Raw genomic sequence first — 21,805 nt, forward strand, 5'->3', positions numbered from 1 at the left:
TGCGCGCTAGGGCTTGTTACAAGCAGCGCTTCTAGAGGCCGGTAGGTAGCGCTAGCCCGCGGATTCATACCCCACGGGCTAGCGCCCTGCCGGCCTCGGGTTTCTCTACCCCAACCAAAATGAGGCTTGGGAAGTATAGGAATGGCGCTGCCACGTCATGCAGTGAAACATGTCCCTGGGCGTCGCCGGCAAGAAAAGAGTTTCCTTATGCCAAAAGTGAGTAACCAGGATTTAGCTCAACGGCGGCACGAAATTCTCGACGGCGCTCGGCAGTGCTTTGCAGAATTCGGCTACGACGGCGCAACGGTCTCTCGTCTGGAGTCCGCTACCGGTAAGTCTCGCGGTGCTATTTTCCATCACTTCGGATCCAAAGAAGGTCTGTTCTTAGCATTGGCCGAAGAAGATGCCGCAAATATGGCGGAAGTCGCGGAGGCTTCCGGCTTAGTGGAAGTAATGCGTGACATCGTGGCGAACCCAGACAAGCATGGCTGGCTGGGAACTCGCCTTGAGATTGCCCGTCGCCTTCGCAGCGATCCGGAGTTTAAGGGCCAATGGTTGGGTCATCAGGATCAATTGGATGACGCTGTTGCCCACCGATTGACCCAGACATCCTCATCCGGCTCCCTACGGTCGGATTATTCGGTTCGCACGATGCAGCTTTTTCTCGAGCTGATGCTCGATGGCATCATCGTTCGTCTGGCATCTGGTCGCACTGTCGACGAATTGGATTCCGTGCTTGATTTAGTTGAAGACAGCTTACGGCGCAAGGACTAGCCACTCAGGCTAGGCCTGATAGCGTTACGTACCACCCGCTCCCCTAATACGGGAGCGGGTTTCGGCTTTCTGCCGTGCATTTACCCCGTTTGACCGGTGAAGATGCATAGATTTCACTCAATATGGACTAAGCTGTCTATTTATGAGTGTGGGTAAGTTTTTGTTGGTGGCGCTCCGCCCCGCAGATGGTGCGGGGCAAGCCGAGTACCAGGACTTTCTGGATTCCACCGGGCTTGAGCCCAGCCAGTTGGATCTGTTTACCATTGACGCTGTCGGCGCTAAGTTGCCCGACCTGACCTCCTATGACGGCGTATTCGTCGGAGGCAGCCCATTTAACATCACCGACCTTGAGCATTCGGGTTTGCAGAAGTATTCGCACGATGTGCTTTACGACGTACTTAGGAGTCCTGTCCCCGCACTGCTTATCTGCTACGGCGCTAGCTACACAGCCTTTACTTCGGGTGGTTTGGTTAACCTGCGCCACGGCGAAGTAGCGGGTTCTACCCGGGTAGAGCTCACCGAAGCCGCCACTCAAGATCCAATAGCTTCGGTGTTGCCTCCGGTTTTTTATGCGTTGACTGGCCACAAGGAATCCGTTGCGGAACTTCCCAATCACGCAACTTTGCTTGCCACAGGTCCAACCTGTCCGGTGCAGATGTACTCGATCGGACCGAATAACTGGGTTACCCAATTTCATCCGGAGATGAATGCTAACGGACTGCTCCGCAGAATGTCTTTCTACACCGACGTCGGTTACTTTGACCCGTTGGAAGTCGACGCGATTCGACTAAAGGTATCTGATGTGGACCTCCAGGCCGTCTCGTCAATCATCCCCCGATTTATGCACGTATGTACGCATGCAGCCAATCCGAGCCTGCTAGTGGTGCAGTAGTCTCCGTCCCCCTCTAGCTCCCTTTTTCACGAAATTTGTTCCCGCAAATGTCTACCTCCGCCAAGCCCTTCCTCTTGCTTTCCACACGCGGCGAAGATGCCGCAGCTCACGCTGAACATCTCTCATTTGCCAGGAGGTGTGCATTGGCGCCGGCAAAGTTGCATCAAATTCGCCTGGAACAGTCTCGTCCGGGGAATCTGAATCTAGATAACTACTCGGGCGTAATCGTTGGCGGAGGACCCTTTAACGCCTCTGATGACGATAAGAGCTATCTACAGAAGGAAGTCGAGACCTGGTTCGAGGATTTGTTGGCAGAAGTGCTCGAACGAGACTTCCCCTTCTTCGGAGCTTGTTATGGCGTCGGCCTGCTCGGTACTGCTGGCCATGGCCGTGTCTCCCGCAAGCACGGGGAGCAGGCAGCTGTAATCGAAGTAGCTGCAACTCCAGATGGCGAATCAGATCCAATTCTTGATGGTTTACCGGCCCACTTTCACGCCATCGTCGGCCACAAGGAGGCCATCGAAGAACTGCCTGGCGACGCTACGTTGTTGGCAACTGGTAAGGACTGCCCCGTACAGATGTTTCGGTTGGGCCGCAATGCATATGCGACGCAGTTTCACCCGGAATTAGATGCCAACACATTTGCCCAGCGTCTCCAGATTTACGCAAATGAGGGCTACTATTTACCAGGAACAGATCTTAAAGCGGTGTCGGCCGCGCGACAGTTGGATGTTGCTCGAAGTGGGCGTATTCTTCAGAATTTCGCTCGGCTCCATACCGCATGTAGAGACTAATTAGTTTTATCTAGTGGCAATAAGCAAAAGGAATGTGATTGTCGCATGGAGAGGTGGAATCCCGATTCGGCACTTGCCGGACAGTCACCATCAATTGAAATGTCTGTGCTGCGATCCGGCGCGATTATTATTGCCGTCACCGGCTTTTTGTGGCAGGTTGAATCGGCTGTTCGTTCTGTCCCCTTTGAAAACTTTCTGAGCCACTGGTTCCCTTTTGCATCACTGCTCATATTCATTCTCAGCGATATGTTGCTGATTTGGGCTGTGATTAATAATACGCGGCGAGGCCTTATTACCGCACTGCGTGTGCCGATGTACATCATGTTGGTTTTCCTGATGTTGGTTTCAACCTATTGGGATCTCCCTCATAACCTCGTTGGAAATGCGCTCTGGTATAGCCCATTTTCAGGTTTAGCCCTCGCTGCATTTGCTCTGACAGTGCCACTCCACATCAGTTTGTCCGTGATGGTATTTGTTCCCGGACTTATTGCGGTCATTAATTCGTGGTTGCTGGGACACACTTTTTGGCTCGACATGTTGTCGGATGTTGGTTTCAATCTCATCAACACTTTTCCATTTGTGATTATTGCAGGCTCTGCACAACCCGTCGCAAGGCTTATTGACTTCACCTACGAGAACTCTCGGAAGGTCAATGAGAGAGCGGAGCGTATGCGTGTCCGCGGCGAGGCGATGAGCAGCTTCAACGCCTATGTCCATGACTATGTATTGGCCGCACTGTCTGCAATCGGTAAGGGCTCTAAGATTGACTTCTCGCTAGACGAGCAGACTGGGCTGTTTTTCTCGCCTCGGCAAACAGTAAGCGGTAGAACTTTTGCTGAGGCTGTACGGGCGCAATTGATGTCGGTGAGCCCCGACATTTCGGTAACGCTAGACACCAGCGAAGAAGGCGGTCCAGTTCGGCTGCCAGGAGAAGTTGCTAACACGTTCCTATTAGCCGCAACCGAGGTGGCAAATAATGCCAAGCGTCACGCAGGTGCCGCAGCGGAAAAGAAATGCCACATTCGTGTTGCCTCGGGAGAGGTGTCCATTGATTTTCGTGACGATGGCACCGGGTTCGACCCCGAGGGAATTGACCCGCATCGTGCAGGTATCCGGTTGAGCGTTAAAGGGCGAATGGAGGCCCTTCGCGGTGGAGATGCTCTCGTTAATTCAAAGCCTGGGAAAGGTACTCAGGTTATTCTCAAATGGCACGGTAATACCTCTCCTGTGGAAGAGGAAGATGTAGTCGATTCCTCCGCTCACACGACATCGCTGTATGACCTCATGGGAATGTCAATTGTTTTTTCCTGGCAGTTCTACGGCGCGATCGTCGGCGTGTTGTTCATGGTTCTAGTCAGTAATGGACAATTATTTACCGCGGCCGGGCAAATCAGTCTGGCATTAGCGATCGGCCTTCTCGGGCTGATTATGTATGGCCGCCATTCACAATTGCCGTTAGCCCGTGCAATCGTAACTGGTGTCGCGATCGTTGTATTAGCTGTGGTGGGGCTCTACCAGCCCATTCCAAATAATTTGGAATGGTCGTATTTCTGGCACTTTAGCTTAATTTCTTTTGCATCTGCATTGCTCGCCATCCGCGGCCGCCCCTGGGTTGCGCTGAATTCAGTGCTCGGTGGCGCGATCATGGTGGAGCTTCTCAAGTTCTTCCCCTTTGCCCCCTCGGATACGACCCACATCAGTATCTCTGGAGTTGACCTGTTAGTTCGCTCCGTGATGTTGGTCGCGGGAATTTTGACGTCCATCATGGTCCGCTTTTTTATGCGCACCGTTCCGCAGTCTATTCAGGATTATAATCGTGCGCTGTACGCTGCCGGGGCCGCCAAAGAGTACGAAATTAGCAGCCAGAGTAACTACGAATGGCTGCAGCGCCGGGTCGGCCCCATTTTTAGCGCCGCTGCAGTTTTGGAAGAACCGACCCCGCGACTGCAGTTGCGTGCGCGGCTTACAGAGCAGCTTCTCCGAGACGTCCTACGTTCGCCGCATCTAAATGTTGGGTCCCTTCACCAAGCTGTTTGGGACGCCCGCGCAAGAGGTGTTCATGTCCGGCTCCTCGATGACCGCAATCACACGCAGGCCGTTTCCGATAGCACCGATGTGCGCCGTATTCCGCTTGTCGACGACGATTCCGCGGTGGCCAAGTTGATGCCGAACTTCCTCGAAGCAATCGATAACGCCGAAGAAGGATCGGTAACGATTCGCCTATTGCCCCCGGGCAGACGTGCATTTGCATCTATTTCTGATGACAATGGAGTGCAAAGGTTTGATGAAGCCGGTGAGAGGATAGTGATGTCACGTGACTAGGGAGAATATTGCGGGAATGAGCAATGCTTCCATCGACGTCTCGGCTGCAATTGACTCCGACAACATCGGAGATTACAGCGTGCAGTCGGATCGTTTGCTTCGCGTTGCTGCGATTGATGATCATGCCTTGACTCTGCAGGGGCTCGAAACCCTGCTTTCTGCAGAGCCAGACTTTGAGCTCGTCGGCTGTTATCAAACTGTGCCGGAGCTACTGGCCGATGTGGGCACCGATGACCGCCTGGATGTGGTCGTGCTGGATCTACGGCTGGCGGATAATTCAGATCCAGCGCAGAACGTTCTGTCGCTGGAATTGGTTACCGATCACGTGCTCATCCTCTCGTCAGCTGAAAGCCCATACCTTGTCCGAAAGGCAGTGCGTACCGGAGTGATGGGGGTTGTGCAAAAATCGGAAACCCCGGAGACAATCGTGTCTGCAGTACGGCTGGCGGCACTTGGCAAGGGTGCGCTGACTACAGAATGGGCATCGGTAGTTGACTCTGATCCCCTGCTCGACTCTGTCGATTTGTCAGAACGCCAGCGTGAGGTACTGGAGCTTTACGCCTCCGGTGAGTCGACGAAGCGAGTCGCGTCGATGACAGGGCTGACACCGAACACCGTGTTGGACTACTTGGGTCGTATTCGAGCCAAGTATGCGGCAGCTGGCCGGGCCGAGAACAGCCTTAACAAGTCGGAGATGTATAGGCTCGCTCAGCAGGACGGTTACCTGCCAGGGCCAATGGATCCGTCTTAAGCCAGCTCGACGATTTCCATGTAGTCGTCGCTCCAGAGGTCTTCGGTGCCGTCGGGAAGCACGATGACGCGCTCGGGCTCTAGCGCCTTGACCGCACCTGGATCGTGGGTAACCAGAACGACGGCCCCGGTGTAAGTGCGAAGTGCATCGAGAACCTGTTCGCGGGACTGCGGGTCGAGGTTGTTAGTGGGCTCGTCGAGAAGCAGGACGTTTGCGCGGGAGCTAACCAGCGTCGCCAGCGCCAGACGCGTCTTCTCACCACCGGAGAGGGTTCCCGCTGGCTGCTGCAGCTTGTCGCCGGAGAACATAAAGGCACCGAGCAGGCTCCGCAGCTCCGGCTCGTTGACGTCAGGGCAGGCGTAGACGGTGTTTTCCCAGACAGTCTTGTCCGGATCAATCGTGTCGTGCTCCTGGGCGAAGTAGCCGATGCGCAGGCCGTGGCCGGAGACAATGCCGCCTTCGCCATCGGTGCGCTCCACACCGGCGAGTAGCTTCAGCAGCGTCGTCTTACCAGCACCATTGAAGCCGAGGACAACCACGCGGGAACCCTTGTCAATCGCAAGATCAACACCGGCGAAGACCTCCAACGAGCCATACATCTTGGTCAGTCCCGTGGCGTTGAGCGGAGTCTTGCCACAGGGGGCCGGCTCTGGGAAGGAAATGTGGGCGACTTTATCCTCGACGCGGACCTCGTCGAGACTGTCCATCATGCGCTCAGCACGAGCCACCATCTGCTTGGCCGCACGAGCCTTCGTCGCCTTCGCGCCTAGCTTCTCGGCCTGCTTGCGCAGTGCGCTGGCCTTCTTCTCCGCGTTAGCGAATTCACGGCGACGTCGAGCCTCATCGGTCGCGCGTGCCGACAGGTAGTTCTTCCAGCCCATGTTGTACACATCAGCTTCGGCGCGCACCGCATCGAGGAACCAGACTTTGTTACACACGGCCTCGAGCAGCTCGACATCGTGCGAAATCATGATCAAGCCGCCCTCATGCTTACTGAGGAATTCGCGCAGCCAGGTAATCGAATCCGCATCGAGGTGGTTCGTCGGCTCGTCGAGAAGCAGCGTCGTGGCGGACTTGCCCGAGCCTTCGGTAGCGGCGAAGAGAATCTGAGCAAGCTCGACGCGGCGGCGCTGACCACCCGAAAGCGTCTTCAGCGGCTGGTCGAGTACGCGCTCCGGCAACCCCAGCGCGTCGCAAATGCGGGCTGCCTCGGCGTTCGCCTCGTAGCCGCCGAGGTCGTGGTAGCGCTCCTCGAGACGCGAAAACTTCCGAATCGCCGCATCGCGTTTCGTGTCGGTGGTCGCGGTCTCCATGATCTCCTGTTGGCGATCCATGCTGCGGCGGATTTGGTCAAGACCTCGCGCCGACAGCACACGGTCGCGGGCGGAGATGTCGATGTTGCCCTCGCGCGAGTCCTGTGGCAGGTAACCAATCGAGCCAGAGCGCACTACTGAACCGCCGTAGGGTTCAGTTTCACCGGAGAGAATACGCATAGTCGTCGTTTTGCCAGCACCATTTCGCCCGACGAGTCCAATCCGGTCTCCCGGCTGGACGCGCAGCTGCTCACCCGGCGCAGTGAGCAGGGTACGGGCGCCGACTCGGACTTCAAGGTCATGGGTCACAATCACGAACGAGTAGCCTACCAGTTATGACTTCATTTCCCGTGACCGCCTCCGTCGTCGGCCTCGGGCCCGCCGGAAGAATCGCCGCCCACCGTGCATCCGCTCGCGGCTGGGATGTCACCGCTTATGACCCAGCCGGTGGCACACTGCCCTCGACGATTGGTCTCTGGTGCGACCAACTCCCCGACTGGTTGCCCAGCGACTTCCTCGCCGCCACCTTTCAACCCAGCGTCATTCTTGCCGACGGCACCGAACGTCAGCTCGCCCGCAACTACGGCGTTGTTAACAAGGACTGCCTGCAAGAACTTGGCGGTTTCCACATCGAACGCCGCGCACTCACCGATTCCGAAACCACGGGTACTGACATCACAATTGTCACCACCGGGCGCACGCACGCCGCAGTCGGGCGAGGTGGGCAGGTACGGCAGCTCGCCATCGGGCACATCTTTTCGCTTGACGACGTCCCCAGCGCCCACCGCCGCGCAGTCCTCATGGACTTCACTCCGGCTGAACCGGTTGACCCAGCGGCAGAGCCGGCTAGTTTCTCCTATCGCATTTTCTTGGATGACAGGACCTTCCTCATTGAAGAGACCATTCTCGCTACTCCGACTCCTATGGTTGACGGGTATCGTGGCGAAGCCGGTGCTGCAGTCCGGATCGGCGGTGAGGCCGATGACTCCGCACTTTTAGCGCTGTTGCGTAGACGCCAAAGTGCACGGTTGAAGTCCCTGGGGCTTTCGGAAGATCTGGCCATCGATGAAGAAGTGGTGTCCTTTCCCCTACTGGCAAACTTTCCCTCTCGCCGCGGTAACTTCACGCACAGTGGACCATCCATGGGCACTCTCTTCGGCTTTGCTGGTGGTTGGATGCATCCTGCCACTGGTTACTCGGTGGGTTCGGTTATCGAAGATGTCGACCGCTTCTTGGCCGATATGGAAAAGAAGGGAAGCCGGACGCTGGGGACGTCGTTAAGCATGCGATTGCAGCGATGGCTACGCGAACGTGGACTCGCGGCGCTGCTGGGGTTCGATGCACGACAGACGGGTGCGTTTTTTCGGGCGTTCTTTTCGTTGCCGGAAAAGGACGTGTTTGCCTATTTGATAGGGACATCCCCACTGACGACGCTTCGCGCTATGGCGAAAGTGGCCGTGCCTTTGCTGAAAATGAGTCCGCGTACGTGCGGAAAGCTCATCGCAGGGTTTGTGCGGGGACCTGGGAGATGGAGAACTCGTTGACCGGGAGCATATACATCAGCCGATTTGTGGGGTGATACCAACAATTAAAGCGGTGTGGTTTTTGCATTCACCGGAGTACAAACGCTTATGATAAATGAATGACTTCGACGCAATCTGAGGAGACTTCCTCACAAAACCATAAGCTTCAGCGCAGGCTGAGAGCTCGCCACCTGAACATGATTGCCATTGGTGGTGCCATTGGTACGGGCCTGTTTGTTGCCTCCGGTGCGACCATTTCGCAGGCCGGTCCAGGCGGTGCGCTTATCGCTTACGCTCTTATCGGCATCATGGTGTGGCTGGTTATGCAGTCTCTCGGCGAGATGGCCGCTTACCTGCCGGTGCCCGGTTCCTTCCAGGAGTACGGTCGCCGATACGTCTCAGAATCCTTCGGCTTTGCCATGGGCTGGAACTACTGGTTTAACTGGGCGATTACTGTGGCCGCAGAGCTCGTCGCTGCTGCGCTGGTGATGCGCTATTGGTTCCCGGATGTGCCTTCAATCATCTGGTCCGCGCTCTTCCTCGCGATTCTATTCGGGCTGAACGCCCTGTCCGCACGTGCATTCGGCGAGGGTGAGTTCTGGTTTGCGACCATCAAGGTCATTACCGTCATCGTCTTCCTCGTTCTTGGTGTCGGCATGATTTTCGGTATCTTGGGCGGCTCCTCCCCCGGCTTCGAAAACTGGACCACGGGCGACGCCCCATTCGTCAATGGCGGAATGGGACTGTTGGCTGTCTTCGTTGTAGCTGGATACTCCTTCCAGGGCACCGAGATGGTTGGCGTAGCAGCAGGTGAGGCTGAAGATCCTGAGCGTACGATTCCCCGCGCGATTCGCACTATCTTCTGGCGTATCCTGCTGTTCTACATCGGTGCCATCGCTGTTATTGGTTTCCTTATTGCGTACACGGACCCGAATCTTCTGAATGCCGCCGAGGACAATATTTCCATTTCACCGTTCACCCTGGTCTTTGAACGCGCAGGTATCGCGATTGCCGCTGGCCTGATGAACGCCGTTATTCTGACTTCGGTGTTGTCCGCGGGTAACTCCGGTATGTATGTGTCCACTCGTATGCTGTTTTCCCTGGCCCGTCAGGGACACGCTCCGCGTTACTTTGGCAAGCTTTCCGGGCACGGCGTTCCGCTGCGCGCTCTGATTGCCACCGCTGTGATCGGTATGGCTGGCTTCATTACTTCATTGGTAGGCGATGGCGTGGCGTACACCTTCTTGTTGACACTTTCTGCGCTCGCGGGCTTTATCACCTGGTTTGGTATCTCTTTCAGCCACTACCGCTTCCGCAAGTGTCTGAAGGCCCAGAATATCCCGTTGGATTCGCTTCCCTACAAGGCGAACTTTTTCCCCGCCGGTGCTGTGCTGGCACTGATTATGTGCTTCTTTGTGGTGGCCGGACAGGCACTTGATCCGATTCGCACTGGCGAGAATATCTTCGCTATCCTCACTCCGTACCTGGGTATCCCGGTCTTCGTCCTGCTGTGGTTTATCCATAAGAAGGTCACGGGCTCCAAGCTCGTTGACCCGGCCACCGCAGACATGACTCGCGAATAGCTGCGAAGAGCTGTGAATAGATGCGAGTAGCTATGCATCTCGCATCTAACTCTCACAACTTGGATTAGCAGTCGAAGACAATAGCGACCCCGCTTGGCACTTTTCAGTGCCAGGTGGGGTCGTTTTTAACTCCGAGTCGGACAGCTTGAAAAAATTGCGGGGATGCTCGTGTGAATACGGGCTGCAGATGTGAAACTGTGCAATTTTATGACGCTTTCAGGCCATTTTTTGAGCCATTTTTGACATAAATGCAGTCAGTAACTCGCATCGCCCTACCGATCCCGGCCATAAACGCAGTCAGCAACTCAAAAAACAAACGAAAAAGTGCCTAGCTGAACGAGCCAGGAGCTCGTCGCCAAGCACTTTTAGCGTAGCGGTTCCCTAATCACCGCTGTCACTGATCATCTAGACCGAGAAACCGAGAGCGCGCATCTGCTCGCGGCCGTCCTCAGTGATCATGTGTGGGCCCCATGCCGGGGACCAGACCCAGTTGAGGCGGAAGTCGCGGATACCCTCGACCTTCATAACCTCGGAGGCAGTCTGGTCGGTGAGCATATCGGTCAGCGGGCAGGCCGGGGACGTGAGTGTCATGAAGATAGCGGCAATGTCGCCTTCTTCAATCCAGATGTCATATACCAGGCCCAGGTCCACGACGTTGACTCCAAGTTCCGGGTCAACAACCTCGTACATTGCCTCTTCAACCTGGATAGCCAGCTTGTTATCGGCTTCGGTCTGCTCCGGTGCCGGCGGGACGGTGATGGACTCGTACGCATCCCCCTCATCAATGGGAGCACCAGTAGTCATGGTGTCCTCGTCGACAGCATCAGGCTGTGCGGGCGAGGTGGCGTCATTAGCGATTGGTTCAGTCATGGCGATGGCCTTCCTCGTCATTGGTAACGGTTACAGTCGCGGTACCAACGCCGTTGCCTTCAGCAGCGTTGGCCAGGGCCTCAGCGGTTGCGGCCTGGAAAGCTTTCCATCCGAGAAGTGCGCACTTCACGCGGGCGGGGTACTTAGAAACTCCAGCGAAGGCAATCCCATCGCCGATAATGTCCTCATCGCCCTCAATCTTGCCTCGGGACGTGACCATCTTCTCGAACTCGGCAAGCTTGGCCATGGCCTCGTCGACAGTCTTGCCGACAATCTCCTCAGCCATAACTGAGGTGGAGGCTTGCGAGATAGAACAGCCCACGGCGTCATAGGAGACGTCATTGACGACGGTGAGGTCGTCGTTCAGAGTGACGCGAAGCGTGAGTTCATCGCCACACGACGGGTTGACGTGATGCACTTCCGTATTGAAAGGCTCCCGCAAACCCGCATGCTGCGGATGCTTGTAGTGATCCAGGATAACTTCCTGGTACATCTGCTCGAGCTTCATGTCCTTCTCCTTTCTTAAAGCTACGGGGTGACACCGAAGAACTTCTGTGCATGGCGCACTGCGTCGGCAAGCGCCTGAACGTCCTCTTCCGTGTTGTAGATGTAGAAGGATGCCCGGGCGGTCGACTGGGCGTTGAGGATTTGGTGAATTGGCCACGCGCAATGGTGACCGACGCGGATGCACACGCCCTGGTCGTCTAAAACCTGGCCAAGATCGTGCGGGTGAATGCCCTCGACCTTGAAGGAGACTGCAGAGCCACGCTGTTCTGGAGTAGTCGGCCCGATGATGGTCACGCCGTCAATTTCCTGCAGCTTCTCCAGTGCGAGCGCGGTCAGGTGGTGCTCATGAGCAGCCACCTTATCCATACCAATGGAATCCAGGTACTTCACCGCAGCCCCCAGACCGACGACCTGGGAAGTCATCATGGTACCCGCCTCGAAGCGCTGCGGAGGCGCCGCGAAGGTGGTCTTCTCCATGGTGACGACCTCAATCATCGAACCACCAGTGAGGAACGGCGGCAGTGCCTCGAGCAGTTCCCGGCGACCGTAGAGCGCGCCGACCCCGTTGGGGCCGAGCATCTTGTGGCCGGAGAACGCCAGGAAGTCCACATCGAGATCTTTGACGTCGACAGGCATATGCGGCACCGACTGGCAGGCATCGAGGACTACCAGCGCACCGACCTCGCGTGCACGGCGCACCATCTCCTTCACATCGGTGACTGCACCGGTGACGTTTGACTGGTGGGTAAAGGCCACTACCTTGGTCTTCTCGCTGAGCTCCAGCGAGTCCACGTCAATGCGGCCGTCCTCAGTCACGCCATACCAACGAAGTGTCGCACCGGTGCGGCGAGCCAGCTCCTGCCACGGCACCAAGTTCGCGTGATGCTCCAGCTCGGTGACGACAATCTCGTCACCTTCGCCGACCTGGTACTGACCTGCGCGGTCGTCGCCAAGCACGAATGCCACTGTGTTCAACGCTTCGGTGGCGTTCTTGGTGAAGACTAGCTCGTCATAGTCGGCGCCGATGAAGCCAGCGATGGCTTCGCGGGCATCTTCGTAGGCGTCCGTGGCCTCCTCAGCGATCTCGTAAGCGCCGCGGTGCACCGGTGCATTGTGGTGGGTTAGGAACTCCACCTCAGCATCGATGACTTGCTTGGGGCGCTGCGAGGTCGCTCCGGAGTCCAGGTAGACCAGCCGCTTTCCGTCACGGACAGTGCGCGACAGAATCGGAAAGTCCTCGCGGAGTGATGGGGTGAGTAGTTCGGCGTTAGGCATTGATGTACTTCTCGTAGCCGTGCTCTTCCAGCTCGTCTGCAAGCTCCGGGCCACCGGAGGTGATGAAGCGACCATCGTGGAAGACGTGGACGAAGTCCGGCTTCACGTAGTTCAGGATGCGCTGGTAGTGAGTAATGATCAGAATGCCGCCGTCGTTTTCGTCCTGGTAGCGGTTAATGCCGTCAGAGACAACGCGCAGAGCGTCGACGTCCAGGCCGGAGTCGGTCTCGTCCAGGATGGCGAACTTCGGCTTCAGCAGGTCGAGCTGCAGAATCTCGTGACGCTTCTTCTCGCCACCGGAGAAGCCCTCGTTGACGGAGCGCTCGGAGAACGACGAATCGATCTCCAGGTCAGCCATTGCCTCACGGACCTCCTTGACCCAGTGACGCAGCTTCGGTGCCTCGCCACGGACAGCGGTCGCTGCAGAGCGCAGGAAGTTGGACATGGACACGCCGGTGACCTCGACCGGGTACTGCATTGCCAGGAAGAGGCCAGCGCGAGCACGCTCGTCGACGCTCATCTCCAGCACGTTTTCGCCGTCGAGGAGAATCTCGCCCTCGGTGACTTCGTAACGCGGGTGACCTGCGATGGTGTAGCTCAGGGTGGACTTACCAGAGCCGTTCGGCCCCATCACAGCGTGGGTTTCGCCGGATTTAATCGTCAGGTTGACGCCCTTCAAAATCTCCTTGGGCTCGGCGGACTCGTCGGTCGGCAGCACCTGCGCGTGGAGGTTACGGATTTCCAAAGTGCTCATAGTGAAATCTTTTCCTTTAATCGGTGTAAGTGGCCTGTCCCCCGGCACTTCCGGGGTGACAGGACGGAAAGGGTGAGAAAGAAGATAAGCGGTTAGAAGCCAGCGGTGTTGAGCTCTTCGTCAACGAGCTTTTCAAGCTTCTCGCGAACGGACTCGACCGGAATCAGGTTGATGACCTCGCTGAAGAAGCCGCGAACCACCAGACGGCGAGCGGCCAGCTCCGGAATACCACGCGAGAGCAGGTAGAAGAGCTGTTCCTCGTCGAAGCGGCCGACGGTGGCAGCGTGACCAGCACCGGCAATCTCACCGGTTTCAATCTCCAGGTTCGGAACTGCGTCGGCACGCGCGCCTTCGGTGAGCAGCAGGTTGCGGTTGAGCTCGTAGGTGTCGGTGCCAGTAGCTTCTGCACGAATGAGCACGTCTCCCACCCACGCGGTGCGGGCCTCACGATGAGCGACATTCGGCTCGCCCTGCAGCGCGCCCTTGTACATCACGTTGGAGCGGCAGTTCGGCACAGCGTGGTCGACCAGCATGCGGTTTTCAAAGTACTGACCGGCATCGGCGAAGTACACGCCCAGCAGATCGACGTCGCCGCCGGGTGCCGTGAAAGCAACGCGCGGAACGATACGGACAACCTCGCCGCCAAACGTTGCGACAGTGTGGCGCAGCGTAGCATCCCGGCCGACACGAACGTGGTGCGCCGAACCATGAACGGCATCTTCGTTCCAGTTCACCATGGTCACGACGCCCAGCTTGGCGCCGTCGCCGATTACGAACTCGATGTTGTCCGCGAACGTGCCACTGCCTCGGTAGTTAATGACGCAGACGGCCTCGGCATGGGACTGCACGTCAATGACAATGTGGCCGTAGGACACCTTGTCCTCGCCCGGACCATCGATGTCGATGACGACAGGCTCCTTGGACACCGAGTTCTTCGCGAAGGTCACGATGTGCGCATCGTCGAAGTTGGAGTACGCCTGTGCTGCCACGCGGTCCGTTGGGGCGCCGGCGCGACCAAGGCGCTCGTCGTCACGCTTGACGACGTCCACAGCGACGCCATCCTGACCAGCAGTCTCGACCGAAATTGAGGCTGCAACCGGCTCTGCTGCGGTGCCGTTGTGGAGACCGCGGAGCTTACGCAGCGGCGTGAACTTCCACTCTTCATCCTTGCCATGCGGCACGGCGAAGTCCTCCACGTTGAAGGATGAGAAAACGTCGCCCTTGTTCGCCAGCACGCGACGGCTATGAGCAGCCTGGTTTTCGTTGTTAATCGTCGTAGTCATTGGTATTAACCGACCGAACCTTCCATCTGCAGTTCAATGAGGCGGTTGAGCTCGAGGGCGTATTCCATCGGGAGCTCCTTGGCGATGGGCTCGACAAAGCCGCGCACGACCATGGCCATTGCATCTTCTTCTTCGATGCCGCGACTCATCAGGTAGAAAAGCTGATCGTCAGAGACCTTGGAAACCGTTGCCTCGTGGCCGAGGGTGACGTCGTCCTCGCGGACATCCACGTATGGGTACGTGTCCGAACGTGAAATCGTGTCCACCAGGAGTGCGTCACACTCGACGTTGGAGTGCGAGTGCTTGGCACCCTTGTTGACCTGCACCAGACCGCGGTAGGCAGCGCGGCCACCGTTGCGGGCCACGGACTTGGACACGATGTTGGAGCTCGTGTGCGGAGCCATGTGCACCATCTTGGCGCCGGTGTCCTGGAACTGGCCCTCGCCAGCCATAGCCACGGACAGCACCTCGCCCTTGGCATGCGGACCGGTCATCCACACTGCCGGGTACTTCATGGTGACCTTGGAACCGATGTTGCCGTCAATCCACTCCATGGTTGCGCCCTCTTCGCACTTGGTGCGCTTGGTAACCAGGTTGTAGACGTTGTTCGACCAGTTCTGGATCGTGGTGTAGCGGCAGCGGCCACCCTTCTTCACGATGATCTCCACAACAGCCGAGTGCAGCGAGTCGGACTTGTAAATCGGAGCGGTACAGCCCTCGACGTAGTGCACGTAGGCATCTTCGTCGACAATAATGAGCGTGCGCTCGAACTGTCCCATGTTTTCCGTGTTGATACGGAAGTATGCCTGCAGCGGGATGTCCACGTGGACGCCCTTCGGCACGTAAATGAAGGAGCCGCCGGACCAGACTGCGGTGTTAAGAGCGGAGAACTTGTTGTCACCGGACGGAATGACGGTGCCGAAGTACTCCTTAAACAGCTCCGGGTGCTCCTTGAGAGCGGTGTCGGTGTCCAGGAAGATAACGCCCTGGGCCTCCAGATCCTCGCGAATCTGGTGGTAGACAACCTCAGACTCGTACTGAGCGGCGACACCTGCGACCAGGCGCTGCTTCTCAGCCTCCGGAATGCCGAGCTTGTCGTAGGTGTTCTTAATATCCTCCGGCAGGTCTTCCCAGGTCTGGGCCTGCTTCTCGGTGGAGCGAACGAAGTACTTAATGTTGTCGAAGTCGATGCCCGACAAATCCGCGCCCCAGGTGGGCAGCGGCTTGCGGTCGAAGATTTCCAAAGCCTTCAAGCGACGTTCAAGCATCCACTCCGGCTCGTTCTTCTTAGCCGAAATATCGCGAACGACCGCTTCAGACAGGCCACGCTTCGCGGAAGCGCCAGCGGTATCCGGGTCGTGCCAACCGAACTGGTAGGCACCAATGGACTCGATAATCTCTTCGTCAGTCTGCGGAGTGGCAGCCTTCGTGGATTCAGCCACGTCGGTGGAGTTCTCATGGGCGAGGGTCATTCTCCGCTCCTTTCTTGTGGCGATTCAGTAAGTGTCTTTGTTACGGGAGTGAGTGGGATATTCGTAGTGCAGATACCGTTTCCATCAGCGATAGTCGCCAACGGTTGGGTGTGCTGACCTAATAATTTACTAACGGCTTCATGCTCCGCCGCGCAGAGCTCCGGAAACTCGGAGGCTACGTGGCTAATTGGGCAATGGTGCTGGCAAATTTGCACGCCGCCAGTGTTCTGGTTGATAGTTGCCGCGTACCCGGCCCGTCGGAAAGCATCGACGACGGCCTCTACGACCTCTTCCTTCTCTGCGTCCTGCCCCACTGGGGTGACGCCGAGCAGAATGTCATCAATGCGCTGACGGGCAAACTGGGCAACTGCCTGCTCACCACCGGCCTTGCGCAGTGCGGTCAGAGCTGCACTGGCAAGATCGTCGTAAGCGTGCCCGAATCTAGCGCGGCCCCGATCTGTCAGGCGATAGGACTTTGCTGGCCTGCCTCGGCCCCGGGGGCCGGTGCTGGGTGCCGGAGCGGTTTCGGCAAGACCTTCGTCCACCAGAATGTCAATATGACGGCGGACGCCTGCAGCGGATAGTCCCAGGGTGTCTGCGATAAAAGTCGCGGACGCCGGGTTGTGTTCCAGAAGCAATTGGAGAATGCGCTTGCGCGTATCACCATCATTGACTGTCGGCTTCCGATCTGCCATGACTGGTGAGTCACCTCCTGCGATTGGACTGCTGGATAATAATGGGTGTCTAGGTGGCTCAGCGAGGCAAGTATCCCACTTGCGCCGCTGGTGTATTAGACAACATAATTGTGTCGTAATTGGGCCACAATGTCCAACGCATTTAAATATCAATGCAACGTCGCTGATTAGAACGCCCTTTCGGCGTGTCGAATCGTCTACTATGTGACTTTGTGAAAACTAACCGACCTACCCCGCGCCGCTCGTCCGCCTTCGACGACGCTCTCGGGGTGCGTGACGCCATTCCGAAAATTGGTCTGGCCGGTTCTAGGTCGGCAACCCTCCACCAGGGCTCAGAACAGCCGCTCCAACACCGCATCAATTACCGCGAACTCAGACGCTTCACCTGGCTGCGTTGGCTGGGTGCTCTCGGTGCGATCTTTATTATGGTCGCTGGGATTGGCGCAGGCGCGACACCGGTGGTTGGAAATGAGTTTTGGGGTACACCACTTGGGCTAATCCTCGGTCGAATGTTGGTGGCAACGACAATCGTCACCTTCGTGGGCATTGGCATGTTAGTCACAGCCTGGTTGGGTGTCGGCGCTTTCGTTCTGGCCGGTGCGCGGACTCGCGTCACCGCAGTGACTACTCCGATGCTCATACGCACCTACGCGGCATGGGTATTGCCCTTGATGTTTACCGCTCCCCTGTTTACGCAGGATATCTATTCCTATTTGGCGCAGGCTGCAATTGTGGAGCGGGGTATGGATCCCTACCTCGCAGGACCTGTTGACCTATTGGGAGCCAACGACCCACTTGCCCGATCGGTGCCATTGATTTGGTCGCACTCGCCGAGCCCATACGGTCCCACGGCCCTCGCAGTGGCATGGGGTATCGCCAAGATAACCAGCGACGGGGTCATCGCTTCCGTCTTTCTGCATCGACTTGTCGCCATTGTTTCGCTTCTCGTGGTGTCCTGGGCGCTGGTGCAGCTTGGTCGCCGCTGCGGCGTTAGCTCTCAGTTCACCCTCTGGCTGGGCACGCTCAATCCGTTGGTATTGCTGCACCTGGTGGGCGGTATCCACAATGAGGCCCTGCTGCTGGCTCTCCTGCTCGTTGGTCTCGAACTGTGTCTGCGAGCTATCCACGGCCCTGCGCAATCGATGGTGCCCGATGAGCTGCCAGAACCCGGACCGATCGGACACGAGAACCAAAGCCGAGGTAGATCGTGGGCGCTGTATGCAGGCGGTATCGTGCTCATCAGCCTTGCCGGAATGGTCAAAGTCACCGGTTTCGTGGCGCTCGGCTTTGCCGGCATGTGGCTGGCCCGAAAGTTTGGCAGCACTTGGAAGGCCGTTGCTTTTTCCGCGGTAGTGACGGGCGCAATAACCGTCGTCACGGCAGTCGTTGTTTCCTTAGGAACTGGTCTGGGCTTTGGTTGGATCACCGCGCAGGGTGGCGCCGCAACGGTGCGCAGTTGGATGTCGTTGACTACCCTGCTCGGGATCATCGCTGGTTTCTTCGGCAGGCTTCTGGGGCTCGGCGATATCAGCGACAGTGCTTTGCTGTTTACCCGCGGCATTGGCGTAGTGCTGGTGGCTGCCTGGCTCCTGCGCATGCTGTTAGCGACGTTCCGTGGGCGCATTCACCCGCTCGGCGGCTACGGCCTCGCGATGTTCGCTCTAGTAATCCTCTTCCCCGTCGTGCACCCCTGGTACCTGCTATGGGCCATCGTGCCCCTGTCCGCTTGGGCCAACCGGGTACAATTTCGCATTGCCGTGGTTCTGTACTCGGCAATTTTCAGTTTTGTAGTACTACCACGCGGCCTGGGGTTGCCTCCGGGCACCGTCGCTCAGATTTACCTACTGGCGTTGGTATTCTTCGTCGCAGTCATGTTCGTCATCTTGGCGTACTCGACGCGATCTAAGGTATTTCGCCTTCATTAAAACTGTGAGATTAGACTGACTAACCGTGAATAACGCTGCCAATTCTCCTGCTCTGCGCCTTGAGAACGTAACGAAGAAATTCGATGACGTTGAGGCTGTATCAGACCTTTCGCTTTCCCTGGATCGAGGTAGGGTTCTTGCGCTCCTCGGCCCCAACGGCGCTGGTAAGACCACAACCGTTGAAATGTGTGAGGGCTTCATCAAGCCGGATGAAGGGCGAATTCGCATTCTCGATCTCGACCCGGTCACTCAAACCACAGCACTGCGCAGCCGCATTGGCATCATGCTCCAGGGCGGAGGTGCCTACCCCGGTGTTCGCGTTGGCGAAATGCTGAACCTCGTTGCCAGTTACTCCGCAAACCCGCTGGACACTGATTGGCTCCTTGAAATCGTTGGCCTAGAACGCCATCGTAAGACGAACTACCGCAGGCTCTCTGGCGGTCAGCAGCAGCGACTGTCGCTCGCATGTGCCCTGGTCGGACGTCCGGAGCTTGTGTTCCTCGACGAGCCGACAGCAGGCCTCGATGCTCAGTCCCGTCTAGCCGTCTGGGATCTCATCTCGTCGCTGCGCCGTGATGGGGTCACCGTGGTCCTGACAACGCACCTCATGGACGAGGCCGAATCGCTTGCCGACGACGTTGCGATTATCGACCGGGGCCATTTAGTTGTGGCCGGTACCACCGAGGAGATCACTAGCGCAGGCGCATCGGCTCTCCAGGGAACGTCGTCAAGCACTGCTATGAAGATCAGCGTTCGAGGCAGCCTTGACTTCGAAGAGGTCAACCGCAACTTCAGCGAGTCCGGTCTTCCACAGCGTCTGCAGCGTTCTGGCGGTGGAGAGTTTTCCCTGATTGGTGAGGCTTCACCGCGCGCCTTGACTGTCTTGGCGCAGAGTTGCGAGCAGCAAGAGGTGTTGATCACCTCGTTGAATAGGGCGACGCAATCGCTTGAAGATGTCTTCTTGCAGATCACTGGAACGGAGATGAGGAGCTAATGACTACCGCACCGAGGGCCGATGCTTCCCGCTTTGCAAAGGGCACTTTCGCCCCAGCGCCACAGCGTTCGGACATGGCGAAGTTGGTCATGTCGCAGGCGTGGTTGGAAACGAAGCTCTTCTGGCGACATGGTGAGCAAATGCTCCTCACCATCATTATCCCGTTGGCGATGCTCATCGGCCTGGTGATGGTGCCGGTGTTGGAGCTCGATGATCCGCTCGAGCGTATCTTCCCCATGGTGCTGGCGATTTCCGTCATGTCTGCAGGGTTTACCGGACAGGCAATTGCCGTGGGCTTTGACCGCCGTTACGGAGCCCTGAAGCGCATCGGCGCCTCAGGCGTGCCACCCTGGGGCATTATCGCAGGCAAGATTGTGTCGGTCTGCACCACCGTCACGTTGCAGTACGTACTGTTTAGTCTCGTGGGGCTCGCCCTTGGCGCAGAGCTGTCGATTGGCGGCTGGCTGCTGGCTTATGTGGGGATGCTTCTGGGAACGTTCGTCTTTACCTCATTGGGCTTGCTCATGGGCGGTACGTTGGGAGCCGAGCTAATCCTAGGTCTGGCCAACCTGATCTGGTTCATCCTCATTGGTGCTACTACGTATGTGGCCGTTGCGCCATCGTTAGATGACATCAGCTCTGTACTGCTACACCTCTTGCCGTCCGTCGCGCTTACCGACGTGATCTCCGCGGCATTGGCCATGTCCGTCCATTGGTCAGCTGTCGGGGTGCTGATTGTGTGGGGTGTCCTTGGCGCTGCACTGGCGGCTCGCTGGTTCCGTTTTGATATGCCGAATGACTAGGAATCTATCGGGGAGTCTGCATAGAAAAGCGCAGCCCAACGCAGGGGTTTCGCTTATTACCATTTTCCGCCAGCATGGGTAGAATTTCTTAATGTGAATACTGCAGATCGAAGTTCGCCCCTATCGTTTTTGCCGCTGACACCAATCGGGCGCCAGAAGCTCTATGCCCTGCTGGTTTTGATTGCACAGGCGGCAATTGCGGTAACCGGTTCTATCGTCCGTGTTACTGGTTCAGGTCTCGGTTGTGCTTCGTGGCCTGAATGTCACCCAGGCAGCTTCGTTCCTGTCGCGGGGGAAGCAGAAATGCTCCATCAGATTATTGAGTTTGGCAACCGGCTGCTCACCTTTGTGCTGGTTGCTCTGACACTTCTGCTCTTTCTTTCGGTTATGCGTGTCGGTCGCCGTCAGGAAATCAAGTTGCTGGCCTTCCTCAACGGTCTCGGCGTTATCGTCCAGGCTGTTATCGGCGGTATCTCCGTTTGGGTTGACCTGAAGTGGTACGCCGTAGCGCTGCACTTCCTGCCTTCGATGATTCTGGTCTGGCTCGCTGGCATGCTTTTCGTCAAGATTTCTGAGCCTGACGACGGCACTGCTACCCGCATGTACCCGCGCTATCTGCGCTATCTGGCTGCCGCCTCCGGCTTGGCCCTGACGATGACGCTGATTACCGGAACTATGGTCACCGGTGCCGGACCACACGCTGGAGATGCTTCGGTGCTCCCGGAGGATCGCCTCCAGCTACCGATTGTTGACCTGGCGCATATCCACGCTGGTTTTATGTACCTCTACCTTGGCCTGGTTATCGGCCTCATTTTCGGTCTGCTGGCCTCGGAAGCCTTTGCACCTGTGCGTAAGGTTGCCATCGCACTCGTTGTGTTCATTTTGGCTCAGGGCGTAGTTGGAATGATTCAGTATTGGTCCGGTGTACCGGAGGCATTGGTGCCGGTTCACGTTGCCGGATCTGGTATCTGCACCGCTTTGACTGCAGTACTTTTCCAGCACGGTTACCGCACTGTCGGTGGGAGCGCAGAAGTCACTGGCTCGCTTGAAGGCGATGCGGCTGCCGCCACTGTTGCTTCGGAGAAGAACGTCGAGGTTACCGCGTAGCTAGCTGCCGGTCAGCGGCTGTATTAACCACTGTGGTTACCGGCTGTTGATTCCTGCTTGAACCGCCTAAACACGCGCTTTGGTTGTGCGTGTTTAGGCGGTTCTGCTGTCTGCTCGGCTCCGTGTGCTCGGATGTGCGTTTCCCAGTGGCTAGCGGGCTGCGCGGGC

At 57.4% G+C, this 21,805-nt stretch carries 19 protein-coding genes; 11 read left to right on the top strand and 8 right to left on the bottom strand.

Features of this window, described 5'->3' with window-relative positions; genetic code table 11:
- Positions 1-207: 207 nt before the first annotated feature.
- The 5 genes from ADB02_RS09215 to ADB02_RS09235 all read left to right on the top strand — a co-directional run bounded on the left by ADB02_RS09215 (position 208) and on the right by ADB02_RS09235 (position 5,533).
- Positions 208-774: a TetR/AcrR family transcriptional regulator gene (locus tag ADB02_RS09215; protein ID WP_016422763.1), complete on the top strand. Its 567-nt coding sequence runs from the start codon at positions 208-210 to the stop codon at positions 772-774.
- Positions 775-916: 142 nt separating this feature from the next.
- Entirely contained in the window at positions 917-1,666 is a 750-nt protein-coding gene (locus tag ADB02_RS09220; RefSeq protein WP_049170598.1) for a glutamine amidotransferase-related protein, read from the top strand.
- 47 nt (positions 1,667-1,713) lie between these two features.
- On the top strand, positions 1,714-2,460 hold the full coding sequence (locus ADB02_RS09225; protein WP_080969614.1) for a glutamine amidotransferase: 747 nt from the start codon (positions 1,714-1,716) through the stop codon (positions 2,458-2,460).
- 45 nt (positions 2,461-2,505) lie between these two features.
- The gene (locus tag ADB02_RS09230) at positions 2,506-4,782 is read left to right on the top strand and encodes a sensor histidine kinase (protein WP_016422760.1); all 2,277 of its coding nucleotides are present in this window, start codon (positions 2,506-2,508) and stop codon (positions 4,780-4,782) included.
- Positions 4,775-5,533 carry a response regulator transcription factor gene (locus ADB02_RS09235; RefSeq protein ID WP_224433497.1) on the top strand — a complete coding sequence of 253 codons (759 nt, stop codon included), beginning with the start codon at positions 4,775-4,777 and terminating at the stop codon, positions 5,531-5,533. Before ADB02_RS09230 ends, ADB02_RS09235 begins: the two co-directional genes overlap by 8 nt.
- Here ADB02_RS09235 and ADB02_RS09240 read toward each other — a convergent pair.
- Entirely contained in the window at positions 5,530-7,161 is a 1,632-nt protein-coding gene (locus ADB02_RS09240) for an ABC-F family ATP-binding cassette domain-containing protein (protein WP_038625400.1), read from the bottom strand. The genes ADB02_RS09235 and ADB02_RS09240 overlap by 4 nt on opposite strands.
- A gap of 20 nt (positions 7,162-7,181) precedes the next feature.
- On the opposite strand from ADB02_RS09240, the gene ADB02_RS09245 reads away from it, so the two are divergent.
- Both ADB02_RS09245 and ADB02_RS09250 read left to right on the top strand, forming a co-directional pair.
- Positions 7,182-8,390: a lycopene cyclase family protein gene (locus tag ADB02_RS09245; RefSeq protein WP_049190721.1), complete on the top strand. Its 1,209-nt coding sequence runs from the start codon at positions 7,182-7,184 to the stop codon at positions 8,388-8,390.
- Between the two features lie 98 nt (positions 8,391-8,488).
- Positions 8,489-9,952, top strand: coding sequence for an amino acid permease (locus ADB02_RS09250; RefSeq protein WP_049190722.1), 1,464 nt, complete (start codon positions 8,489-8,491; stop codon positions 9,950-9,952).
- 405 nt (positions 9,953-10,357) lie between these two features.
- Here the strand turns inward: ADB02_RS09250 and ADB02_RS09255 are convergent, their stop codons facing one another.
- From ADB02_RS09255 to ADB02_RS09285, 7 genes are all read right to left on the bottom strand, one after another.
- Positions 10,358-10,822, bottom strand: a complete 465-nt coding sequence (locus tag ADB02_RS09255) for a metal-sulfur cluster assembly factor (RefSeq protein WP_016422755.1) — start codon at positions 10,820-10,822, stop codon at positions 10,358-10,360.
- Positions 10,815-11,330, bottom strand: a complete 516-nt coding sequence (sufU, locus tag ADB02_RS09260; RefSeq protein ID WP_016422754.1) for a Fe-S cluster assembly sulfur transfer protein SufU — start codon at positions 11,328-11,330, stop codon at positions 10,815-10,817. Before sufU ends, ADB02_RS09255 begins: the two co-directional genes overlap by 8 nt.
- A gap of 20 nt (positions 11,331-11,350) precedes the next feature.
- Complete coding sequence (locus tag ADB02_RS09265; RefSeq protein WP_049190724.1) at positions 11,351-12,604, bottom strand: cysteine desulfurase; 1,254 nt, start codon at positions 12,602-12,604, stop codon at positions 11,351-11,353.
- Positions 12,597-13,358, bottom strand: a complete 762-nt coding sequence (gene sufC / locus ADB02_RS09270) for a Fe-S cluster assembly ATPase SufC (protein WP_049190726.1) — start codon at positions 13,356-13,358, stop codon at positions 12,597-12,599. Before sufC ends, ADB02_RS09265 begins: the two co-directional genes overlap by 8 nt.
- A gap of 92 nt (positions 13,359-13,450) precedes the next feature.
- Positions 13,451-14,641 carry a Fe-S cluster assembly protein SufD gene (sufD, locus tag ADB02_RS09275; RefSeq protein WP_016422751.1) on the bottom strand — a complete coding sequence of 397 codons (1,191 nt, stop codon included), beginning with the start codon at positions 14,639-14,641 and terminating at the stop codon, positions 13,451-13,453.
- A gap of 5 nt (positions 14,642-14,646) precedes the next feature.
- On the bottom strand, positions 14,647-16,113 hold the full coding sequence (sufB, locus tag ADB02_RS09280; protein WP_016422750.1) for a Fe-S cluster assembly protein SufB: 1,467 nt from the start codon (positions 16,111-16,113) through the stop codon (positions 14,647-14,649).
- Positions 16,110-16,808, bottom strand: coding sequence for a helix-turn-helix transcriptional regulator (locus ADB02_RS09285; protein ID WP_048734176.1), 699 nt, complete (start codon positions 16,806-16,808; stop codon positions 16,110-16,112). Before ADB02_RS09285 ends, sufB begins: the two co-directional genes overlap by 4 nt.
- Positions 16,809-16,993: 185 nt before the next feature.
- On the opposite strand from ADB02_RS09285, the gene mptB reads away from it, so the two are divergent.
- From mptB to ADB02_RS09305, 4 genes are all read left to right on the top strand, one after another.
- Entirely contained in the window at positions 16,994-18,733 is a 1,740-nt protein-coding gene (mptB, locus tag ADB02_RS09290; protein ID WP_049190727.1) for a polyprenol phosphomannose-dependent alpha 1,6 mannosyltransferase MptB, read from the top strand.
- Positions 18,734-18,758: 25 nt separating this feature from the next.
- Positions 18,759-19,727: an ABC transporter ATP-binding protein gene (locus tag ADB02_RS09295; protein WP_048734184.1), complete on the top strand. Its 969-nt coding sequence runs from the start codon at positions 18,759-18,761 to the stop codon at positions 19,725-19,727.
- Positions 19,727-20,530, top strand: coding sequence for an ABC transporter permease (locus tag ADB02_RS09300; RefSeq protein WP_049190730.1), 804 nt, complete (start codon positions 19,727-19,729; stop codon positions 20,528-20,530). Before ADB02_RS09295 ends, ADB02_RS09300 begins: the two co-directional genes overlap by 1 nt.
- A gap of 93 nt (positions 20,531-20,623) precedes the next feature.
- The gene (locus ADB02_RS09305) at positions 20,624-21,637 is read left to right on the top strand and encodes a COX15/CtaA family protein (RefSeq protein WP_049190732.1); all 1,014 of its coding nucleotides are present in this window, start codon (positions 20,624-20,626) and stop codon (positions 21,635-21,637) included.
- Positions 21,638-21,805 lie beyond the last annotated feature (168 nt).

It is taken from the genome of Corynebacterium sp. 212_CJEI (genome assembly GCF_001055915.1).
Taxonomy (GTDB): domain Bacteria; phylum Actinomycetota; class Actinomycetes; order Mycobacteriales; family Mycobacteriaceae; genus Corynebacterium; species Corynebacterium jeikeium_D.